This is a genomic window from Xanthobacter sp. AM11 (genome assembly GCF_047444035.1).
Classification (GTDB): Bacteria; Pseudomonadota; Alphaproteobacteria; order Rhizobiales; family Xanthobacteraceae; genus Xanthobacter.
Window position 1 is genome coordinate 1,952,935 of sequence record NZ_JBLAOA010000001.1, and the last position, 18,024, is coordinate 1,970,958.

Consider the following 18,024-nt stretch of genomic DNA (forward strand, 5'->3'; position numbering starts at 1 on the left):
TCAGGGGCGGCGGTGGCGGGAGAAGGCGGCATGTTCGAATCGGCCAAGTTTGAGCACCGGCTGGACAAGACCGCCTTCAAGGCGCTGGAGCCGAGCCTGCGGGAAGACCTGCTGAACGCCCAGTTCCAGCTCATCGAGCAGAGCCGGCGCAGCCTGATGGTGCTGGTGCACGGGCCGGACGGCGCCGGCAAGGGCGCCGTGCTGAACCGCCTTTATGGCTGGCTCGACGTGCGCAAGCTGCAGACCCTCACCTTCGACATGCCGTGCGCGGACGAGGACCGCCCGCCCATGTGGAAATACTGGCGCGAGCTGCCGCCCTTCGGCCAGATCGGCATCATGCTGGGCTCCTGGTATCACGCGCCCCTGTGCAAGCGCGCGCTGAAGCAGATGGGGCGGGCCGATTTCATGTCGGCGCTGGAGGAGATCCAGCGGTTCGAGGCCATGCTGCATGCCGAGGGCGTGAGCCTCCTGAAGATCTGGCTCTACCTCGACCCCGAGGAGGCTCGCAGCCGGCTGAAGGCCCTCACCCACGGCGCCTACCAGCGGCCGGTGGTGCGCGAATGGGCGGAGTTCGAAACCGAGCGCGAGCGCGAGCGCATGGAGGTGGCCACCGAGGAGGCCGCCCGCGCCACCTCCACCGAGACCGCTCCCTGGCACGTGGTGCCGGCGGCCGACGGCGAATATCGCGATGCCATGGCCGGCAGCCTGCTGCTGGAGAAGCTGCGCGCCATGGCGCAGGAGCCCGAGCCGGCGCCCCAGCCCCTGCCCCCCAACCCCACCCGCGTGCCGGGACCCCTGCCGGCCTTCTCCATCCTCTCCACCCTCGACCTGACCCAACGGCTGGACGAAGACCAGTACGACGCCCAGCTGGCGCGCGCGCAGTCCCGCATCACCCGCATCACCAATGGCACCGCCTTTTCCCGCGCCGGCCTGGTGATCGCCTTCGAAGGCTCGGACGCGGCCGGCAAGAGTTCCACCATCATGCGCCTGCGCCACGCGCTCGATCCGCGGCGCTTTCGCGTCCATCCCATCGCCGCGCCCTCCGACGAGGAGCGCGCGCGGCCCTATCTGTGGCGCTTCTGGCGGCACATTCCCGCCCACGGGCGCACCGCCATCTTCGATCGCTCCTGGTATGGGCGGGTGCTGGTGGAGCGGGTGGAGGGCCTGTGCGGGCCGGACGACTGGGGCCGCGCCTATGGCGAGATCAACGATTTCGAAGGGCAGCTCACCCGCGCCGGCTATGTGGTGGTGAAATTCTGGCTGGCCATCAGCCAGGAGGAGCAGGCCCGCCGCTTCGAGGCGCGCGAGACCATCGCCTACAAGCGCTTCAAGCTGACCCCGGAAGACTGGCGCAACCGCGAGAAATGGCCGCTCTACGAGGCCGCGGTGACCGAGATGGTGGACCGCACCTCCACCCGCGACGCGCCGTGGACGCTGGTGGAGGCGGAGGACAAGCACTTCGCCCGCGTGAAGGTGCTGCGCACCGTCGCCGACCGGCTGGAGGCGATGCTGGGCTGATGCGCCCGCCCCGCCGCCTCACCGCGGCGGCGCCTGCCACACCTCGCCGGGGCTGAGCGGCCGGAAGCGCGCGTGCGGCAGGCCGGCGGCATCCAGCGCCGCGCGCAGCGCATGCAGGGGCGCATCCTGCGCCTCGTCGGTGAGGCGGAAGGTGCCGAAGTGGATGCCCAGGGCCTGCGCGGCGCCGGTATCCTCCAGGATGCGCACCGCCTCGCGGGGGTCTACATGCTGCGGGGCCATGAACCAGCGCGGCTCATAGGCGCCGATGGGGATGATGGCGAGGCACGGCGGGCCGAACGCGCGGCGCACGGCGCGGAACACCTCCCCCGAGCCATAGCCGGTGTCGCCGACGAAATAGACCGGGCCTTCGCCGGTCTCCAGCACGAACCCGCCCCACAGGGCCAGCCGCCGGTCGCGCAGGGTGCGGGCCGACCAGTGGTTGGCAGGGTGGATCACCGCGCAGACCTCATCCGAGAGGGCGAAGCGCGCGCCCCAGTCCCCCGTCTCCACCGGGATCTGCGGCACCTTGCGGCGGATGACGGCATCGTTGCCTAAAGGCGCGATGACGCGCGGGCGATGGGCGCGCCACAGCCGCTTCAGGGTCGGCAGGTCCAGATGGTCGTAATGGTTGTGGGAAATCAGCACCGCATGGATCGGCGGCAGGGCGTCAAAGGCGATGCCCGGGGGCGTGAAGCGTCTGGGCCCGAGGAGCGGCAGCGGCGAGGCGCGCTGCGACCAGACCGGATCGGTGAGGATGTTGAGCCCCTTGAACTGGATCAGCACGGTGGCGTGCCCCACCATGCTCACCCGGATGCCACCGGCAATGGCGGCGGGCGGCACATCCTGCGCCACGGGCAGGGGCGGCACCGCCGGCCACGCCCCCCGCACCCGCTCCTGCCGGCGCCAGCGCAGGAGATCGTGCAGCGACTTGTCGGTGGACGGATGATCCGGGTTGAAGAAGCGCATGCCGTCGAAATGATCGGAAGGCGCACCGCTGTGGTAAGGGCGAGGCATGGGCCAAGTCTAGAGCGCGATCCGATCAAATTGAATCAATTTGATCGGTGAATCGCCCTCTCACTTAAGGATAGAGAACGCGTTGTTCAATCAGCTTGCGATGCAAGCTGATCGGCGCGTGCTCTTGAGCGCGATCCGATCAAATTGAATCAATTTGATCGGTGAATCGCCCTCTCACTTAAGGATAGAGAACGCGTTATCCGATCAGCTTGCGATGCAAGCTGATCGGCGCGTGCTCTTGAGCGCGACCCGCGCCTTGGGAACCGCGCCGCAGCGCCCCCGCGGCGCGCTATGCTCCCGTTCTGCGCCACTCGGCCTGACGGCGCGCCGAACCGGGAGCAAGACCATGATTGCCGGATTGTCCATCGAGGCTTTCGTCACGCTGCATGTGGTGGTGAGCCTTGTGGCCATCGCCACAGGTCTCGTCGCCATGGGCGCCCTGGCCCGGGGCCATTGGCTCGGCGGGTGGCAGCTCGCCTTCCTCGTCACCACCGCGGCCACCAGCATCACCGGGTTCCTCTTCCCGTTCAGCGGCATCACCCCGGCGGTGGTGGTGGGGGCGGTGTCCCTGGCGGTGCTGGCGGTGGCGTTCGGCGCCTTCGCCGTCCGCCGCAGGGCGGGCCCGGCGCGCACCGTCTATGCCATCAGCGGCGTTGCGGCCCTCTATCTCAACCTGTTCGTGCTGGTGGCGCAGCTTTTCCTGAAGGTGCCGGCACTGCAGGCGCTGGCCCCCACGCAGGCGGAGCCGCCCTTCCTTATCGCCCAATTGGCCGTCCTTGCCGCCAGCATTGCCCTTTGCGTTGCGGCGACGCGCGCCGCGCGCAGGGCGGTGCCGCAGCCGGCGTGACCGGCGCGGTCCGCGCCTTTGCTCACGCCGTCGGGGAAGAGGCCGGCGTCGCAGGCCGGCGGCGGGGCGCGCGTGCCCTGGCGGCGAGGCGGGCCAGCAGCGCGCTCAGGCCCAGCGCCATCCCCACGCGCCCCACGCCGCGCGGCCGGCCCGACCGCCGGGGCAGATGCACGAACACCACCGGCGGCGCCCAAGCCTGCCGGGCGGCCCATGCGAGGGCATGGAAGTAGGACGCATTGCACAGGTATCGCCCGGCATCCCGCGAGGGGCGACAGGCGATGCCGGCGTTCCGCAGGGCCTGCACCAGCTGTCCTGCGGCGGCGGTGGTGGCCCGCCGGTGCGGCCCGCCGCGCGCGAGCAGGCGCGCCGGCGCATGGCGGCGGGCGGCGTCGGGAAAGGCGCGCGCGGCGTTCACCGCAACGGTTTCCACGCATACCTCCCGCCGGCGCGCCGCCACGCCGAGCAGCAGCACGGCATCGGGCTTGAGGCGTTCCAGCACCGCGTCGAGCCGCTCCAGCGCGTCCCAGCGCGTGGGCAGGATCTCCAGGCGGATGTCGGCGCCGGCAAGCGCCGGCCGCCGGCGCCGCAGCAGGTCCAGGGCGGCTTGCCGGGAGGGGTTCACCGGCACGCCGGGAAACGGGCCGAAGGCGCAGACGAGCAGGCGGGGGCCATTCCGCGGTGGAGGACCAGCGGCCGTGGGGCACGCGACCATGGGGGTCAAAGCCCGATGAGGCCGGCAATCTCCGCCGCCGCCAGCGCCGGGGCGAGGGTGCCGGCGGCCACCTCCTTCTCCAGCGCGGGCAGGCGGGCCTTCACCGCCGGATCGTGGGCCACCCTCTCGGCGAGGCGCTCGTTCAGCAGCGTCCACATCCAGCGCACCTGCTGGCCCCGGCGGGTGGCGGCGAAGGCGCCGGCGGCCTCGCATTTCTGCCGGTGCAGCCGCACCTGCTCCCACACCTCGGCGATGCCGGCGCCGGTGAGGGCGGAATAGGTGAGAACCGGTGGCGACCAGTGCGCCTCCCGGGCGCCGAGCAGGTGCAGCGCGGCGCGATATTCCCCCGCCGCCGCCCGGGCGCGGTTGATGTTGTCGCCGTCCGCCTTGTTCACCGCCACGATGTCGGCCAGCTCCAGCACGCCCTTCTTGATGCCCTGGAGCTCGTCGCCCGCGCCGGGCAGCATCAGCACCAGGAAGGTGTCGGTGAGGTCCGCCACGGCGGTTTCCGACTGGCCGACGCCCACCGTCTCCACCAGCACCACGTCGAAGCCGGCCGCCTCGCACAGCAGCATGGTCTCGCGCGTCTTCGCCGCGATGCCGCCCAGGGTGCCGCCGGAGGGGGAGGGGCGGATGAAGGCGTTTGGGTCCACCGAGAGGCGGGCCATGCGGGTCTTGTCGCCCAGGATGGACCCGCCGGTGCGGGTGGAGGAGGGGTCCACCGCCAGCACCGCCACCTTGTGGCCCTGCCCGGTCAGATAGGTGCCCAGCGCGTCGATGGTGGTGGACTTGCCCACCCCCGGCACCCCGGTGATGCCCACGCGGAAGGCGCCGCCGGTGCGCGGCAGGAGCGACTGCAGCAGCACCTGCGCCCGTCGGCGATGGTCGGTGCGGCGCGATTCCACCAGCGTGATGGCCCGCGCCAGCGCCGCCCGCTCGCCCCGCGCCACCCCTGCGGCGAGCTTCTCGTCGTCCTCGTGCCGTGCGCTCGTCATCCGCCCTTGTCCCCGTCGCAGCGACCCATCCGGTCTGGCAGTCTCACGTCTTTACCCGGAACTTTCCCGGCGGTGCAGGCGTTGTTTCGGCATCTTCCCACTCCGACGGAGGCACAGCCAATGAACTGGGACCGCATCGAGGGGAACTGGAAGCAGTTTACCGGCAACCTGAAGAGCCAGTGGGGCAAGCTCACCGACGACGACCTCACCGAAATCAACGGGAACCGCGAGATTCTTGAAGGCAAGCTGCAGGAGCGCTACGGCTATGCCAAGGACGAGGTGAAGCGCCAGGTGGATACCTGGTCCACCAACATCCGCACCATGTGATCGCGCATCGCCCGAAATGCCCCGTGCCGTGCCGGCGCGGGGTGTTTGGCGCCGGCCTCATGCCTCCACCCGCACGATGCCGGCCCGGTCGAGCCCGGCCAGGGCCTGCGCCGCCGAAACGCCGCCCACCTTGATGTCGGGGGCGATCTCGGTGAGGGGCACCAGGGCGAAGGCGCGCTCCAGCAGCCGCGGGTGGGGAATCTCCAGGTCCGCCTGCGCCACCGCGGCGTCGCCGAACAAGAGGATGTCGATGTCGATGCGGCGCGGGCCGAAGCGCACCTCGTGGGGCCGGTCGCGCCCCAGCATCCGCTCCACCAGCAGCGCCAGGAACAGCAGCGGGCGCGGCCCCACCGGGCTCTCCACCTCCACCACCTGGTTGAGATAGGGCCCCTGCGGGATCGGCCCCCAGGGCGGCGTCTCATACAGCGAGGAGCGCGCGCGGATGGTGAGCCCGGCCCGCGCCAGCACGGCCAGCGCCAGCTGCAGGGTCTGCGCCCGCGCGCCCACGTTCGAGCCCAGGCAGAGATAGGCGGTGGTGCTGCTCACGATGGCGCCCGCACCGCCTTCGCGTCGCGGATCGCCTCGGCGACCCGCGCCGCCTGGACGTGGGCGGCGACATCGTGCACGCGGATGATCTCCACCCCCTCCATGATGCCGATGACATTGGATGCGATGGTGCCGGGCAGCCGCTCCGCCGGCGTGGTCTCGATCACCTTTCCGATCAGCGACTTGCGCGAGGTGCCGAGCAGGATGGGCAGGCCCAGCACCCGCAGTTCCGGCAGCCGGCGGATGGCGGCCAGATTCTGCGGGAAGGTCTTGCCGAAGCCGATGCCGGGGTCGAGCACGATGCGTTCGCGCTTCACGCCGGCCTTGTCCGCCGTCTCCAGCGCGGTTTCGAAGAAGGCGAGCATGTCGGCCATCACGTCGAGGCGCTCGTCCACCTCGGCGCGGTTGTGCATCACGATGGCGGCGGCGTCGAATTCCGCCACCACCTTGGCCATGTCCGGGTCGCGGGCGAAGCCCCACACGTCGTTGACGATGGCGGCGCCGGCTTCCAGCGCCCGGCGCGCCACCGCGGCCTTGTAGGTGTCCACCGAGACCGGCACGCCGGTTTCGGCGCACAGGGGGCCGATGACGGGGGCGATGCGGGCCCATTCCTCGTCCGCCGCCACGGGGGTATGGCCGGGCCGCGTCGATTCGCCGCCCACGTCCAGCAGGTCGGCGCCCTCGCTCACCAGCAGCCGGGCGTTTTCCAGCGCATCCAGCGGCTTTTCGCTGCGCCCGCCGTCGGAAAAGGAATCGGGCGTCACGTTCACGATGCCCATGACGAGGGTGCGCGGGCCGAGCGCGATGGCGCGGCCACGGGCGAGAAGGGTGCGGGAGGGGGCTGCGGGCATCGGGCGGGGCCGGTTGGAGTGCGCCCCAATGAAACGCGCCCGCGCCGGGAAGGCAAGCCGTGGCCGCCGGCGCCTATCGGCCCGCCCGCCGCGCCTCCACCACGGCGAGGGCGGCGGCGAAGGCGGCGGGAATGTCGAGGCTGCTGGTGTCCAGCAGCACCGCATCCGGCGCCATGACCAGCGGGGCGGCGGCGCGGCCGGAATCGCGGGCGTCGCGCTTGTGGATGTCTGCCAGCACCGCCTCGAAGGTCACGGGCTCGCCGCGGCCGGCCAGTTCGCGGAAGCGCCGCTCGGCGCGTACCTGCGGCGCGGCGGTGACGAACAGCTTGGCCTCGGCGCCCGGGCAGATGACGGTTCCGATGTCGCGCCCGTCCAGCACCGCGCCGCCGGGCCGGGCGGCGAAACGGTGCTGGAGCGCCAGCAGCGCGGCGCGCACCTGCGGGCGCGCCGCCACCACCGAGGCTGCTTCCCCGAGGGCGGCGGTGCGCAAGGCGTCCGGGTCGAGCGCGTCCACGTCGAGCTCGCGGGCGGCCTGCGCGCTTGCGGCCTCGTCGTCCAGGGTTCCGGCGGCGAGGCAGCGGGCGCCCACCGCCCGGTAGAGCAGGCCGGTGTCGAGGTGCGGCAGGCCATAATGGGCGGCCAGGCGCCGCGCCAGCGTGCCCTTGCCGGAGGCTGCCGGCCCGTCGATGGCGATGATCACGGCGCCCATGCCGTCACGCGATGACCGCGCCGAGGGCGCGCATCATGGGCAGGAAGGTGGGGAAGGAGGTGGCGATGAAGGCCACGTCGTCCACGCTCACGCCCTGCGTGCTGGCAAGGCCGAGCACCAGGAAGGACATGGCGATGCGGTGGTCCATGTGGGTGGCAACCGGCCCGCCGCCAGCCACCGCCGCGCTGCCGGTGACGAGGAGGTCGTCGCCGGCCACCTGGTGGGCGATGCCGCAGGCGGCCAGGCCATCGGCCACGGCGGCCAGGCGGTCGCTCTCCTTCACCCGCAGTTCGGACAGGCCGCGCATGGTGGTGGTGCCCTGCGCCAGCGCCGCGGCGACGGCGAGGATGGGATATTCGTCGATCATGGCCGGTGCCCGCTCCGGCGGCACCTCCACCCCCCTCAGGGCGGAATGCCGCACCCGCAGGTCGGCCACGCGCTCGCCGCCCTCGGTGCGCTCGGCCACCACGGTGATGTCCGCGCCCATTTCCAGGAGGGTGGTGATGAGGCCGGTGCGCAGCGGGTTCATCATCACGTCGGTCAGCGTCACGTCCGAGCCGGGCACGATGAGGGCCGCCACCAGGGGGAAGGCGGCGGAGGAGGGGTCGGCCGGCACGTCCACCGGCGCGGCGACGAGGGCGGGCCGTCCGGCAAGGGTGATGCGCCGGCCGTGGAGGCCGTGGGGCTCCACGCGGATGCCGGCACCGAAATGGGCGAGCATCCGCTCGGTGTGGTCGCGGGTGGCCTCGCGCTCCACCACCACCGTCTCACCCTCGGCCCCGAGGCCGGCCAGCAGCACCGCCGACTTCACCTGGGCGGACGGGACCGGCGTCTCGTAGGTGAGCGCCTTCAGGGCGCGGCTGCCCCTGAGGGTGAGCGGCAGGCGGCCGCCCTCGGCGCTGGCTTCCACCGCGGCGCCCATGGCCACCAGCGGATCAAGCACCCGCTTCATGGGCCGGCGCCGCAGGCTGGCGTCGCCATCGAAGGTCGCCACGATGTCCTGCCCGGCCACCGCGCCCATCATCAGGCGCACGCCGGTGCCGGAATTGCCGAAATCCAGCGGCGCCGGGGGGGAGGAGAGGCCGCGCGCGCCCACGCCCTCCACCGTCCAGGCGCCATCGCCCTGCCGCGAGACGCGCGCGCCCAGCGCCGCGCAGGCCTTGGCGGTGTTCAGCACGTCCTCGCCTTCCAGAAGGCCGGTGATGCGTGTCTCGCCCTGGGCGAACAGGCCGAAGATGAGGGCGCGATGGGACACCGACTTGTCCCCCGGCACGCGCACCTGGCCGCACAGGGCCGGCGAGGGGCGGGCGGTGGCGGGCGTCGCCGGGCCTTCGCCGTGGCCGGAAGGGGCGGCGGCGGGGCTTGCGCTTGTGGTTGCGGTCATGGCGGGCCTCGCTCGGGTGAGGGGTGCGCGGGTGGCGTTTGCCGGGCATCCAGCGCGGTGTTCCTGGGTGGCGTCGTCTAGCATGGGGGCGCATCCTGCGTCACCGCCCTGCGATCTGCCCTTGACAGGGGCAAAGTCAGGCGCCAATGGAGCACGCTCCTTTTACAGCCCTTCCGAGGATCTTTGCCGTGGCGAAGCCTGAACTCGGCACCAAGCGCATCTGTCCTGTCACGGGGCGCAAGTTTTACGATCTGAACAAGGATCCCGTCGTGTCGCCGTTCACGGGGGAATCCTATCCGCGGTCCTATTTCGAGCCGGTCGCCCGCGGTGCAAGCCGTGCCGAGCCGCGCAGCGCCGTCGCCGAGGAGGCCGATGGCGAGGAACCCGAGGCCGAGGTCATCAGCCTTGAGGAAGCCGATGAGGAGGTCGCCGGCCCCGCCAAGGTGGTGGCGGTGGACGACGACGTGGACGTGGACGACGACATCGAGGCCGGTGACGACGACACCTTCCTTGAGGAAGACGAAGATGATGGGGATGATGTCTCCGATCTGATCGGCGAGGGCCTCGAAGACGACGAAGAGGCTTGATGCCGGACGCGGCCTGTGCTTTAAGGCCGCTCTCGCTCGGCGGACCCGTTTCACCGAGCATCCCGCCGCGGGACGTCCCAGCGTGTAGAAAGCTACCGAAATCAATCGGTTAGCCGAAACGCGCAGCCCGCGGTCCGGTGGGGCCATAGCTCAGTTGGGAGAGCGCTTGAATGGCATTCAAGAGGTCGGCGGTTCGATTCCGCCTGGCTCCACCAAAATAATGACGTGAAGGTTTTCCTGCCCGGTGAAGCTCATTCGCCAGGCACGCCGCCGCGGGACTTCCCAGCGCGCATGGTTCCGGTGATCAATCGGAAATGCCAAGCGCGCAGCCCGCGGCCCGGTGGGGTCATAGCTCAGTTGGGAGAGCGCTTGAATGGCATTCAAGAGGTCGGCGGTTCGATTCCGCCTGGCTCCACCACTCTGATTTCCTGAAATTCTCCGCTCCGTCGCCGTCCCGTCCGCTCCCATCAGCGGGCGCCGGGGCTCTTCTTTCTCCGCCCTCGGGCAGAGGTCCGCGTTGGCGGGTGCGACAGCATTCTCGCGCCGGGGCCTGTGGACAAGTCGGCGGGGGCCCTGATGCGGAGATTCGCCAGCCCATGGGGCTGGTGGCTTTGCCCCGGTCTCCGTGGGACCCGCGAATCAACCGCCATGCGGCTTCGTATGAGCGGGCCGCGCTCTCACTTGAGGATAGAGAACGCGTTATCCGATCAGCCCGCGATGCAAGCTGATCGGCGCGTGCTCTAAGCCCGCAGGCAGCGGATGAAGGTGGCCTCGTCCACATTGCCGCCGGAGAGCACGATGGCCACCGTGCCGCCGCTCACGCCCAGGCGGCCCTCCAGCAGGCAGGCCAGGGCCACCGCGCCGCCCGGCTCCACCACCAGCTTCAGTTCGCGGAAGGCGTAGGCCACGGCGTGGGCCACTTCGGCATCGCTCACACTTGCGGCCTCGCCCACGAGGGTGCGGTTCACCTCAAATGTGATGCGGCCGGGCATGGGCGCCAGCAGCGCGTCGCAGAAGGAGCCGGTGGGTGCGGCGTTGCGCTCGCGCATGCCGGTACGGAAGGAGTGGGCGTGGTCGTCGAAGCCGGCCGGCTCGCACAGCACCACCCGGGCCTGCGGCGCACGGCTCTTCACCGCCAGCGCGATGCCGGCGGCAAGCCCGCCGCCGGAGGCGTTGGTGGCCACGAGGTCCGGCTGGAGCCCCTGCGCGGCGAGGTCCTCCATGATTTCGAGGCCGACGGTGCCCTGCCCGGCGATGACCTGGGGGTCGTCATAGGGCGGCACCAGAATGGCGCCCCGCGCCTGCGCAATGGCGGCGGCGATGGCGTCGCGGTCCTCGCTGGCGCGGTCGTAGCCCACCACCTCGGCGCCCAGCGCCCGGGTGCGCGCGCGCTTCAGCTCCGGCGCGTCGTGGGGCATGACGATGACGGCGGGCATGCCCAGCAGCCGGGCGGCCATGGCCACGCCCTGGGCGTGGTTGCCGGAGGAGCAGGCCACCACGCCGGCCGGCCGCGCCGAAAGGGCAATCTGCACCATGCGGTTGTAGGCGCCGCGAAACTTGAAGCTGCCGGTGCGCTGCAGCGTCTCCGGCTTCACGAACACGCGGGCGCCCATGCGTTCGCTGAGCACATGGGAGAAGAGAAGGGGCGTGCGCACGGCGATGCCGGCGAGACGCGCGGCTGCGGCGTCCACGTCGGCGGCGGTGGGAAGGCGGGTCGGTTCGCAGGTCATGGTCCGAATCTAGCCGACGCGACGAACGAACGCGATAGGGCGGGCACACGCTGATTCGCGCGCCCGCGCCTCAGTCCGGCAAACGGGCTCAGGCGAATGCGGCGCGCGCGGCGGCCACCAGCGCGCGGGCATCGGCGGCGACGGCGCCGGCGGTCTTGCCGGGCCTGTAGAGGGCCGAGCCGATGCCGAAGCCGTCGGCCCCGGCGGCGCGGTAGTCCGCCATGTTGCCGGCATCGATGCCGCCCACCGGAAGAAGCGGGATGTCGGTGAGCACGGCCCGCCAGGCCTTGACGATGCGCGGCGGAATGCCTTCCGCCGGGAACAGCTTCAGCGCGTCCGCCCCGGCGGCGCGGGCGGCGAAGGCTTCGGTGGGGGTGGCGACGCCGGGGGTGCAGGCGAGGCCGCGCGCCTTGGCGGCGCCGATCACCGCCACGTCCGCATGAGGCATGACGATGAGCCGCCCGCCGGCCTGCGCCACCGCCTCCACGTCGGCGGGGGAGAGCACGGTTCCGGCGCCGATGAGCGCCTGCGCGCCGAAGGCGTCCGCCAGCAGGCGGATGGACGCCAGCGGCTCGGGCGAGTTCAGCGGCACTTCGATGATGAAGACGCCCGCCTCAACCAGCGCCGCCCCGATGGCCGGCGCCTCCTGCGGCGTCAGGCCGCGCAGGATGGCGACCAGGGGGCAGCGGGCGAGGGCATGGGTGAAGTTGGGCGACATGGGGATGGTCCTGTCAGATGAAGCCGGCGGCTCGCGCCACGGCGAGCTGGCCGGCCGGGCCGCAGCCGGCCGGGGCGCGGTGGTGGGGCAGGGCGAGAAGGCGGGCCGCATCCTCGTAGCGGAGGGTCAGGGCCGGGTTCGCCACCAGGGTGAAAGGCACGTGGCCGCGGGTGGCATCGAGAAGCTCGGCGCCGATGAGCAGGCCGGAAAGGAAATCGGCGCTGTCGGCCTCGGCCAGCCGGCCGGTGAGGCCCATGGCCCGCACCGTGAACAGCCGGGCGAGCAGGGCGCCCGGCCCCTTGAGGGTGCAGGCGGCCTCGACCCCGCGGCGGAACCCCTCGGGCGAGGGGGCCTCGGCCGTCATCATGCGGCCGAGGATGGTGTGACCCTTCAGCGCGGCGAACAGCTCGCCGGTCAGGTAGGTGGAGAAATGGGTGATGGCCCCGTCCGCCACATGCACCCATTTGGAATGGGTGCCGGGCAGCACGAACAGGCCGTCGCTGCGCTCCAGCAGCGCCAGCGCGCCGAACACCTCCACCTCCTCGCCGCGGATCACGTCGGGGCGGGCGTCGTCGTCCATCAGCACGCCGGGGGCGATGGCCACCGGGCCGAAGCCGTGGGGCGGGTCGGGCACCTCGACGAGGCCGGCGCCGAGGTCGGCGAGGCGCGCGGGGCAGGGCACGTAGCGCGCCTCCACCCAGCCCTGGCGGCTGCCCACCATGCCGGACAGGAGCACGGGCAGCGGGCCGTGGGCCTGCACCCAGCCGCCGGCCACGGCGCGCAGCACGTCGGGGAAGGCGGCGCCGTCCAGCGCCATGATGCCCTGGGCGCTGGCGCGGGTGTCGAGAACGTGCCCGTCCGCCGCCTGCAGAAAGGCGCGCAGCGCGGTGGTGCCCCAGTCCAGGCAGATGAGGGCGGGGGTCATGTCAGTGGTGCAGGATCTGGCCGAGGAAGGTGCGGGTGCGCTCGTTCTTCGGGGCGGCGAAGAAGCTCTGGGGCGGGCCCTCCTCCACGATCTCGCCCTTGTCCATGAAGATCACCCGGTCGGCCACCTGCCGCGCGAAGCCCATCTCGTGGGTCACGCAGATCATGGTCATGCCGTCCTGGGCCAGCGAGATCATGGTGTCCAGCACCTCCTTCACCATCTCCGGGTCCAGCGCCGAGGTGGGCTCGTCGAACAGCATCACCTTGGGCGACATGCACAAGGCGCGGGCGATGGCGACGCGCTGCTGCTGCCCGCCGGACAGCTGGCCGGGATACTTGCCGGCCTGCTCGGGAATGCGCACGCGCTCCAGATAGGTCATGGCGATGGCCTCGGCCTCCTTGGGCGCGATGCCGCGCACCTTGCGGGGGGCGAGGGTGCAGTTCTGCAGCACGGTGAGGTGCGGAAACAGGTTGAAGGACTGGAACACCATGCCCACTTCGGCCCGCACCTTGTCGAGCTTCTTCGCGGAGGCGCCCACCTCGGTGCCGTCCACCTCGATCCGCCCGCCCTGGTGGTGCTCCAGCGCGTTGATGCAGCGGATGAGCGTGGATTTGCCGGAGCCCGACGGCCCGCAGATGACGATGCGCTCGCCGGACCGCACGGTGAGGTTGATGGCATTGAGCGCATGGTAGGCGCCGTACCACTTCTCCACGGCGTCCATGCGGATCATGACCGGGCGGTCCGCACCGGCGGCGGTTGAGGCGGGGCTGTCCATTTCGGGTCTCCGGTCGGCTTCGGCCGGTTCCGGCCGGGCCGCTGGACCCGACCGGAACGGTCTCAGGACTTGGCAACAGGACTTGGCAACAGGACTTGGCAACAGGACTTGGCAACAGGACTTGGCAACAGGACTTGGCAACAGGACTTGGCAACAGGACTTGGCAACAGGACTTGGCAACAGGACTTGGCAACAGGACTTGGCAACAGGACTTGGCAACAGGACTTGGCAACAGGACTTGGCAACAGGACTTGGCAACAGGACTTGGCAACAGGACTTGGCAACAGGACTTGGCAACAGGACTTGGCAACAGGACTTGGCAACAGGACTTGGCAACAGGACTTGGCAACAGGACTTGGCAACAGGACTTGGCAACAGGACTTGGCAACAGGACTTGGCAACAGGACTTGGCAACAGGACTTGGCAACAGGACTTGGCAACAGGACTTGGCAACAGGACTTGGCAACAGGACTTGGCAACAGGACTTGGCAACAGGACTTGGCAACAGGACTTGGCAACAGGACTTGGCAACAGGACTTGGCAACAGGACTTGGCAACAGGACTTGGCAACAGGACTTGGCAACAGGACTTGGCAACAGGACTTGGCAACAGGACTTGGCAACAGGACTTGGCAACAGGACTTGGCAACAGGACTTGGCAACAGGACTTGGCAACAGGACTTGGCAACAGGACTTGGCAACAGGACTTGGCAACAGGACTTGGCAACAGGACTTGGCAACAGGACTTGGCAACAGGACTTGGCAACAGGACTTGGCAACAGGACTTGGCAACAGGACTTGGCAACAGGACTTGGCAACAGGACTTGGCAACAGGACTTGGCAACAGGACTTGGCAACAGGACTTGGCAACAGGACTTGGCAACAGGACTTGGCAACAGGACTTGGCAACAGGACTTGGCAACAGGACTTGGCAACAGGACTTGGCAACAGGACTTGGCAACAGGACTTGGCAACAGGACTTGGCAACAGGACTTGGCAACAGGACTTGGCAACAGGACTTGGCAACAGGACTTGGCAACAGGACTTGGCAACAGGACTTGGCAACAGGACTTGGCAACAGGACTTGGCAACAGGACTTGGCAACAGGACTTGGCAACAGGACTTGGCAACAGGACTTGGCAACAGGACTTGGCAACAGGACTTGGCAACAGGACTTGGCAACAGGACTTGGCAACAGGACTTGGCAACAGGACTTGGCAACAGGACTTGGCAACAGGACTTGGCAACAGGACTTGGCAACAGGACTTGGCAACAGGACTTGGCAACAGGACTTGGCAACAGGACTTGGCAACAGGACTTGGCAACAGGACTTGGCAACAGGACTTGGCAACAGGACTTGGCAACAGGACTTGGCAACAGGACTTGGCAACAGGACTTGGCAACAGGACTTGGCAACAGGACTTGGCAACAGGACTTGGCAACAGGACTTGGCAACAGGACTTGGCAACAGGACTTGGCAACAGGACTTGGCAACAGGACTTGGCAACAGGACTTGGCAACAGGACTTGGCAACAGGACTTGGCAACAGGACTTGGCAACAGGACTTGGCAACAGGACTTGGCAACAGGACTTGGCAACAGGACTTGGCAACAGGACTTGGCAACAGGACTTGGCAACAGGACTTGGCAACAGGACTTGGCAACAGGACTTGGCAACAGGACTTGGCAACAGGACTTGGCAACAGGACTTGGCAACAGGACTTGGCAACAGGACTTGGCAACAGGACTTGGCAACAGGACTTGGCAACAGGACTTGGCAACAGGACTTGGCAACAGGACTTGGCAACAGGACTTGGCAACAGGACTTGGCAACAGGACTTGGCAACAGGACTTGGCAACAGGACTTGGCAACAGGACTTGGCAACAGGACTTGGCAACAGGACTTGGCAACAGGACTTGGCAACAGGACTTGGCAACAGGACTTGGCAACAGGACTTGGCAACAGGACTTGGCAACAGGACTTGGCAACAGGACTTGGCAACAGGACTTGGCAACAGGACTTGGCAACAGGACTTGGCAACAGGACTTGGCAACAGGACTTGGCAACAGGACTTGGCAACAGGACTTGGCAACAGGACTTGGCAACAGGACTTGGCAACAGGACTTGGCAACAGGACTTGGCAACAGGACTTGGCAACAGGACTTGGCAACAGGACTTGGCAACAGGACTTGGCAACAGGACTTGGCAACAGGACTTGGCAACAGGACTTGGCAACAGGACTTGGCAACAGGACTTGGCAACAGGACTTGGCAACAGGACTTGGCAACAGGACTTGGCAACAGGACTTGGCAACAGGACTTGGCAACAGGACTTGGCAACAGGACTTGGCAACAGGACTTGGCAACAGGACTTGGCAACAGGACTTGGCAACAGGACTTGGCAACAGGACTTGGCAACAGGACTTGGCAACAGGACTTGGCAACAGGACTTGGCAACAGGACTTGGCAACAGGACTTGGCAACAGGACTTGGCAACAGGACTTGGCAACAGGACTTGGCAACAGGACTTGGCAACAGGACTTGGCAACAGGACTTGGCAACAGGACTTGGCAACAGGACTTGGCAACAGGACTTGGCAACAGGACTTGGCAACAGGACTTGGCAACAGGACTTGGCAACAGGACTTGGCAACAGGACTTGGCAACAGGACTTGGCAACAGGACTTGGCAACAGGACTTGGCAACAGGACTTGGCAACAGGACTTGGCAACAGGACTTGGCAACAGGACTTGGCAACAGGACTTGGCAACAGGACTTGGCAACAGGACTTGGCAACAGGACTTGGCAACAGGACTTGGCAACAGGACTTGGCAACAGGACTTGGCAACAGGACTTGGCAACAGGACTTGGCAACAGGACTTGGCAACAGGACTTGGCAACAGGACTTGGCAACAGGACTTGGCAACAGGACTTGGCAACAGGACTTGGCAACAGGACTTGGCAACAGGACTTGGCAACAGGACTTGGCAACAGGACTTGGCAACAGGACTTGGCAACAGGACTTGGCAACAGGACTTGGCAACAGGACTTGGCAACAGGACTTGGCAACAGGACTTGGCAACAGGACTTGGCAACAGGACTTGGCAACAGGACTTGGCAACAGGACTTGGCAACAGGACTTGGCAACAGGACTTGGCAACAGGACTTGGCAACAGGACTTGGCAACAGGACTTGGCAACAGGACTTGGCAACAGGACTTGGCAACAGGACTTGGCAACAGGACTTGGCAACAGGACTTGGCAACAGGACTTGGCAACAGGACTTGGCAACAGGACTTGGCAACAGGACTTGGCAACAGGACTTGGCAACAGGACTTGGCAACAGGACTTGGCAACAGGACTTGGCAACAGGACTTGGCAACAGGACTTGGCAACAGGACTTGGCAACAGGACTTGGCAACAGGACTTGGCAACAGGACTTGGCAACAGGACTTGGCAACAGGACTTGGCAACAGGAAGGCGGGCCGCGCGCGGGTGGCGCGCGGGTGGCGCGCGGCGGCTTGCGGCTCAGAACGTCGGCATGGTCGGCAGCGGCACCTTGAACCACTTCTGGTTGATGGCGTCGAGCTCGCCATTGTTCTTCACGAAGTAGAGGAAGGTATTGATCCACTGCAGGAAGTCGGTGGACCCGCGGCGCACGGTGATGCCGTTATACTGGCTGCGCAGGGTGACCTTCTTCTCGATGCCCATGTCCGGGTTGGCGGCGGCGATGTTGGTCCCGATGAGGTTGTTGGCGCCGAGCAGATCCACCTGGCCGGAGAGGAAGGCCTGCACCGCCGTGGCGTCGTCGTCGAAGCGCATGATGGTGGTGCCCTTCGGCACGGCGGCGGTGAGCGCCGTATCCTGGGTGGAGGCGCGGGCCACGGCGATCTTCTTGCCTACGGTCTGGTCGAGGCTGGTGATCGCCAGCTTCTTCGGGCCGATGAGCTGGATCTCGATGGTGGAATAGGGGATGGAGAACATCACCTGCTTGGCCCGCTCGGGGGTGATGCCGAACACCGCCACCAGCACGTCCACCTTGTTGGTGAGCAGGTAGGGGATGCGGTTCGGGCCGGTGACGGGCACCAGTTCCACTTCCACGCCCAGATACTTGCCCATGAGGCGGGCCACGTCCGCGTCATAGCCTTCCGGCTTGCCCTGGGTGTCGAGCAGGCCGAACGGCGCCACGTCCACCAGCATGCCCACGGTGAGCTTCTTCTTGGACAGGATGTCGTCGATGCTCTGCGCCGCAGCGCCGTGGGGCAGGGCGCCGGCGGCGAGGGCCGCAAGGCCGGCCGCGGCGGCGATGCGTCGCGCGGTCTTCAGGAACGTGTCGAAGATCATGAGCCTTCCTCCATCTGGCCGCCTTCAGCGCGGCGATTGAACCCGG

17 protein-coding genes and 2 tRNA genes are annotated in these 18,024 nt (G+C 68.0%); 7 read left to right on the forward strand and 12 right to left on the reverse strand.

The features are described 5' to 3' along the window. Positions 1-30: 30 nt before the first annotated feature. Positions 31-1,518: a polyphosphate:AMP phosphotransferase gene (pap, locus tag ACI7BZ_RS09000; RefSeq protein WP_414116828.1), complete on the forward strand. Its 1,488-nt coding sequence runs from the start codon at positions 31-33 to the stop codon at positions 1,516-1,518. Between the two features lie 18 nt (positions 1,519-1,536). Here pap and ACI7BZ_RS09005 read toward each other — a convergent pair whose 3' ends face one another. After that, positions 1,537-2,532 (reverse strand): MBL fold metallo-hydrolase, encoded by a 996-nt coding sequence (locus ACI7BZ_RS09005; RefSeq protein WP_414116829.1) that lies wholly within the window; start codon positions 2,530-2,532, stop codon positions 1,537-1,539. A gap of 346 nt (positions 2,533-2,878) precedes the next feature. On the opposite strand from ACI7BZ_RS09005, the gene ACI7BZ_RS09010 reads away from it, so the two are divergent. Then, a complete protein-coding gene (locus ACI7BZ_RS09010) occupies positions 2,879-3,379 on the forward strand; it encodes a hypothetical protein (protein ID WP_414116830.1) in 501 nt (166 codons plus the stop codon). Positions 3,380-3,401: 22 nt separating this feature from the next. Here the strand turns inward: ACI7BZ_RS09010 and ACI7BZ_RS09015 are convergent, their stop codons facing one another. Together ACI7BZ_RS09015 and meaB are read right to left on the reverse strand one after the other, a co-directional pair. Continuing rightward, positions 3,402-4,091, reverse strand: coding sequence for a pyroglutamyl-peptidase I (locus tag ACI7BZ_RS09015; RefSeq protein WP_414116831.1), 690 nt, complete (start codon positions 4,089-4,091; stop codon positions 3,402-3,404). A gap of 5 nt (positions 4,092-4,096) precedes the next feature. Next, positions 4,097-5,086 (reverse strand): methylmalonyl Co-A mutase-associated GTPase MeaB, encoded by a 990-nt coding sequence (meaB, locus tag ACI7BZ_RS09020; RefSeq protein WP_414116832.1) that lies wholly within the window; start codon positions 5,084-5,086, stop codon positions 4,097-4,099. A 120-nt stretch (positions 5,087-5,206) separates the two neighbouring features. On the opposite strand from meaB, the gene ACI7BZ_RS09025 reads away from it, so the two are divergent. Further along, complete coding sequence (locus ACI7BZ_RS09025) at positions 5,207-5,413, forward strand: CsbD family protein (RefSeq protein ID WP_414116833.1); 207 nt, start codon at positions 5,207-5,209, stop codon at positions 5,411-5,413. Positions 5,414-5,470: 57 nt separating this feature from the next. Here ACI7BZ_RS09025 and folK read toward each other — a convergent pair whose 3' ends face one another. From folK to aroA, 4 genes are all read right to left on the reverse strand, one after another. Then, entirely contained in the window at positions 5,471-5,959 is a 489-nt protein-coding gene (gene folK, locus ACI7BZ_RS09030) for a 2-amino-4-hydroxy-6-hydroxymethyldihydropteridine diphosphokinase (protein ID WP_414116834.1), read from the reverse strand. Beyond that, positions 5,956-6,810, reverse strand: coding sequence for a dihydropteroate synthase (gene folP / locus ACI7BZ_RS09035; protein WP_414116835.1), 855 nt, complete (start codon positions 6,808-6,810; stop codon positions 5,956-5,958). The genes folK and folP overlap by 4 nt, the downstream gene beginning before the upstream one ends. 73 nt (positions 6,811-6,883) lie before the next feature. Further along, positions 6,884-7,510 (reverse strand): (d)CMP kinase, encoded by a 627-nt coding sequence (gene cmk, locus ACI7BZ_RS09040; protein WP_414119121.1) that lies wholly within the window; start codon positions 7,508-7,510, stop codon positions 6,884-6,886. A gap of 13 nt (positions 7,511-7,523) precedes the next feature. Then, positions 7,524-8,903, reverse strand: coding sequence for a 3-phosphoshikimate 1-carboxyvinyltransferase (gene aroA / locus ACI7BZ_RS09045; protein WP_414116836.1), 1,380 nt, complete (start codon positions 8,901-8,903; stop codon positions 7,524-7,526). Positions 8,904-9,091: 188 nt separating this feature from the next. On the opposite strand from aroA, the gene ACI7BZ_RS09050 reads away from it, so the two are divergent. The 3 genes from ACI7BZ_RS09050 to ACI7BZ_RS09060 all read left to right on the forward strand — a co-directional run bounded on the left by ACI7BZ_RS09050 (position 9,092) and on the right by ACI7BZ_RS09060 (position 9,908). Next, positions 9,092-9,490, forward strand: coding sequence for a TIGR02300 family protein (locus tag ACI7BZ_RS09050; RefSeq protein ID WP_414116837.1), 399 nt, complete (start codon positions 9,092-9,094; stop codon positions 9,488-9,490). A 139-nt stretch (positions 9,491-9,629) separates the two neighbouring features. Then, a tRNA-Ala gene (locus tag ACI7BZ_RS09055) sits at positions 9,630-9,705 on the forward strand. Positions 9,706-9,832: 127 nt separating this feature from the next. After that, a tRNA-Ala gene (locus ACI7BZ_RS09060) sits at positions 9,833-9,908 on the forward strand. Between the two features lie 322 nt (positions 9,909-10,230). Here ACI7BZ_RS09060 and ACI7BZ_RS09065 read toward each other — a convergent pair. The 4 genes from ACI7BZ_RS09065 to ACI7BZ_RS09080 all read right to left on the reverse strand — a co-directional run bounded on the left by ACI7BZ_RS09065 (position 10,231) and on the right by ACI7BZ_RS09080 (position 13,593). Then, the gene (locus ACI7BZ_RS09065; RefSeq protein WP_414116838.1) at positions 10,231-11,220 is read right to left on the reverse strand and encodes a threonine/serine dehydratase family protein; all 990 of its coding nucleotides are present in this window, start codon (positions 11,218-11,220) and stop codon (positions 10,231-10,233) included. A gap of 88 nt (positions 11,221-11,308) precedes the next feature. Next, on the reverse strand, positions 11,309-11,938 hold the full coding sequence (locus ACI7BZ_RS09070) for a 2-dehydro-3-deoxy-6-phosphogalactonate aldolase (RefSeq protein ID WP_414116839.1): 630 nt from the start codon (positions 11,936-11,938) through the stop codon (positions 11,309-11,311). A gap of 13 nt (positions 11,939-11,951) precedes the next feature. Next, complete coding sequence (locus ACI7BZ_RS09075) at positions 11,952-12,863, reverse strand: 2-dehydro-3-deoxygalactonokinase (protein WP_414116840.1); 912 nt, start codon at positions 12,861-12,863, stop codon at positions 11,952-11,954. Between the two features lies 1 nt (position 12,864). Next, positions 12,865-13,593, reverse strand: a complete 729-nt coding sequence (locus ACI7BZ_RS09080; RefSeq protein WP_414116841.1) for an amino acid ABC transporter ATP-binding protein — start codon at positions 13,591-13,593, stop codon at positions 12,865-12,867. Here ACI7BZ_RS09080 and ACI7BZ_RS09085 point away from each other — a divergent pair. After that, complete coding sequence (locus ACI7BZ_RS09085; RefSeq protein ID WP_414116842.1) at positions 13,592-17,197, forward strand: hypothetical protein; 3,606 nt, start codon at positions 13,592-13,594, stop codon at positions 17,195-17,197. The two genes, ACI7BZ_RS09080 and ACI7BZ_RS09085, sit on opposite strands and share 2 nt — an antisense overlap. Here the strand turns inward: ACI7BZ_RS09085 and ACI7BZ_RS09090 are convergent. Further along, complete coding sequence (locus tag ACI7BZ_RS09090; protein WP_414119122.1) at positions 17,163-17,978, reverse strand: transporter substrate-binding domain-containing protein; 816 nt, start codon at positions 17,976-17,978, stop codon at positions 17,163-17,165. The two genes, ACI7BZ_RS09085 and ACI7BZ_RS09090, sit on opposite strands and share 35 nt — an antisense overlap. Positions 17,979-18,024 lie beyond the last annotated feature (46 nt).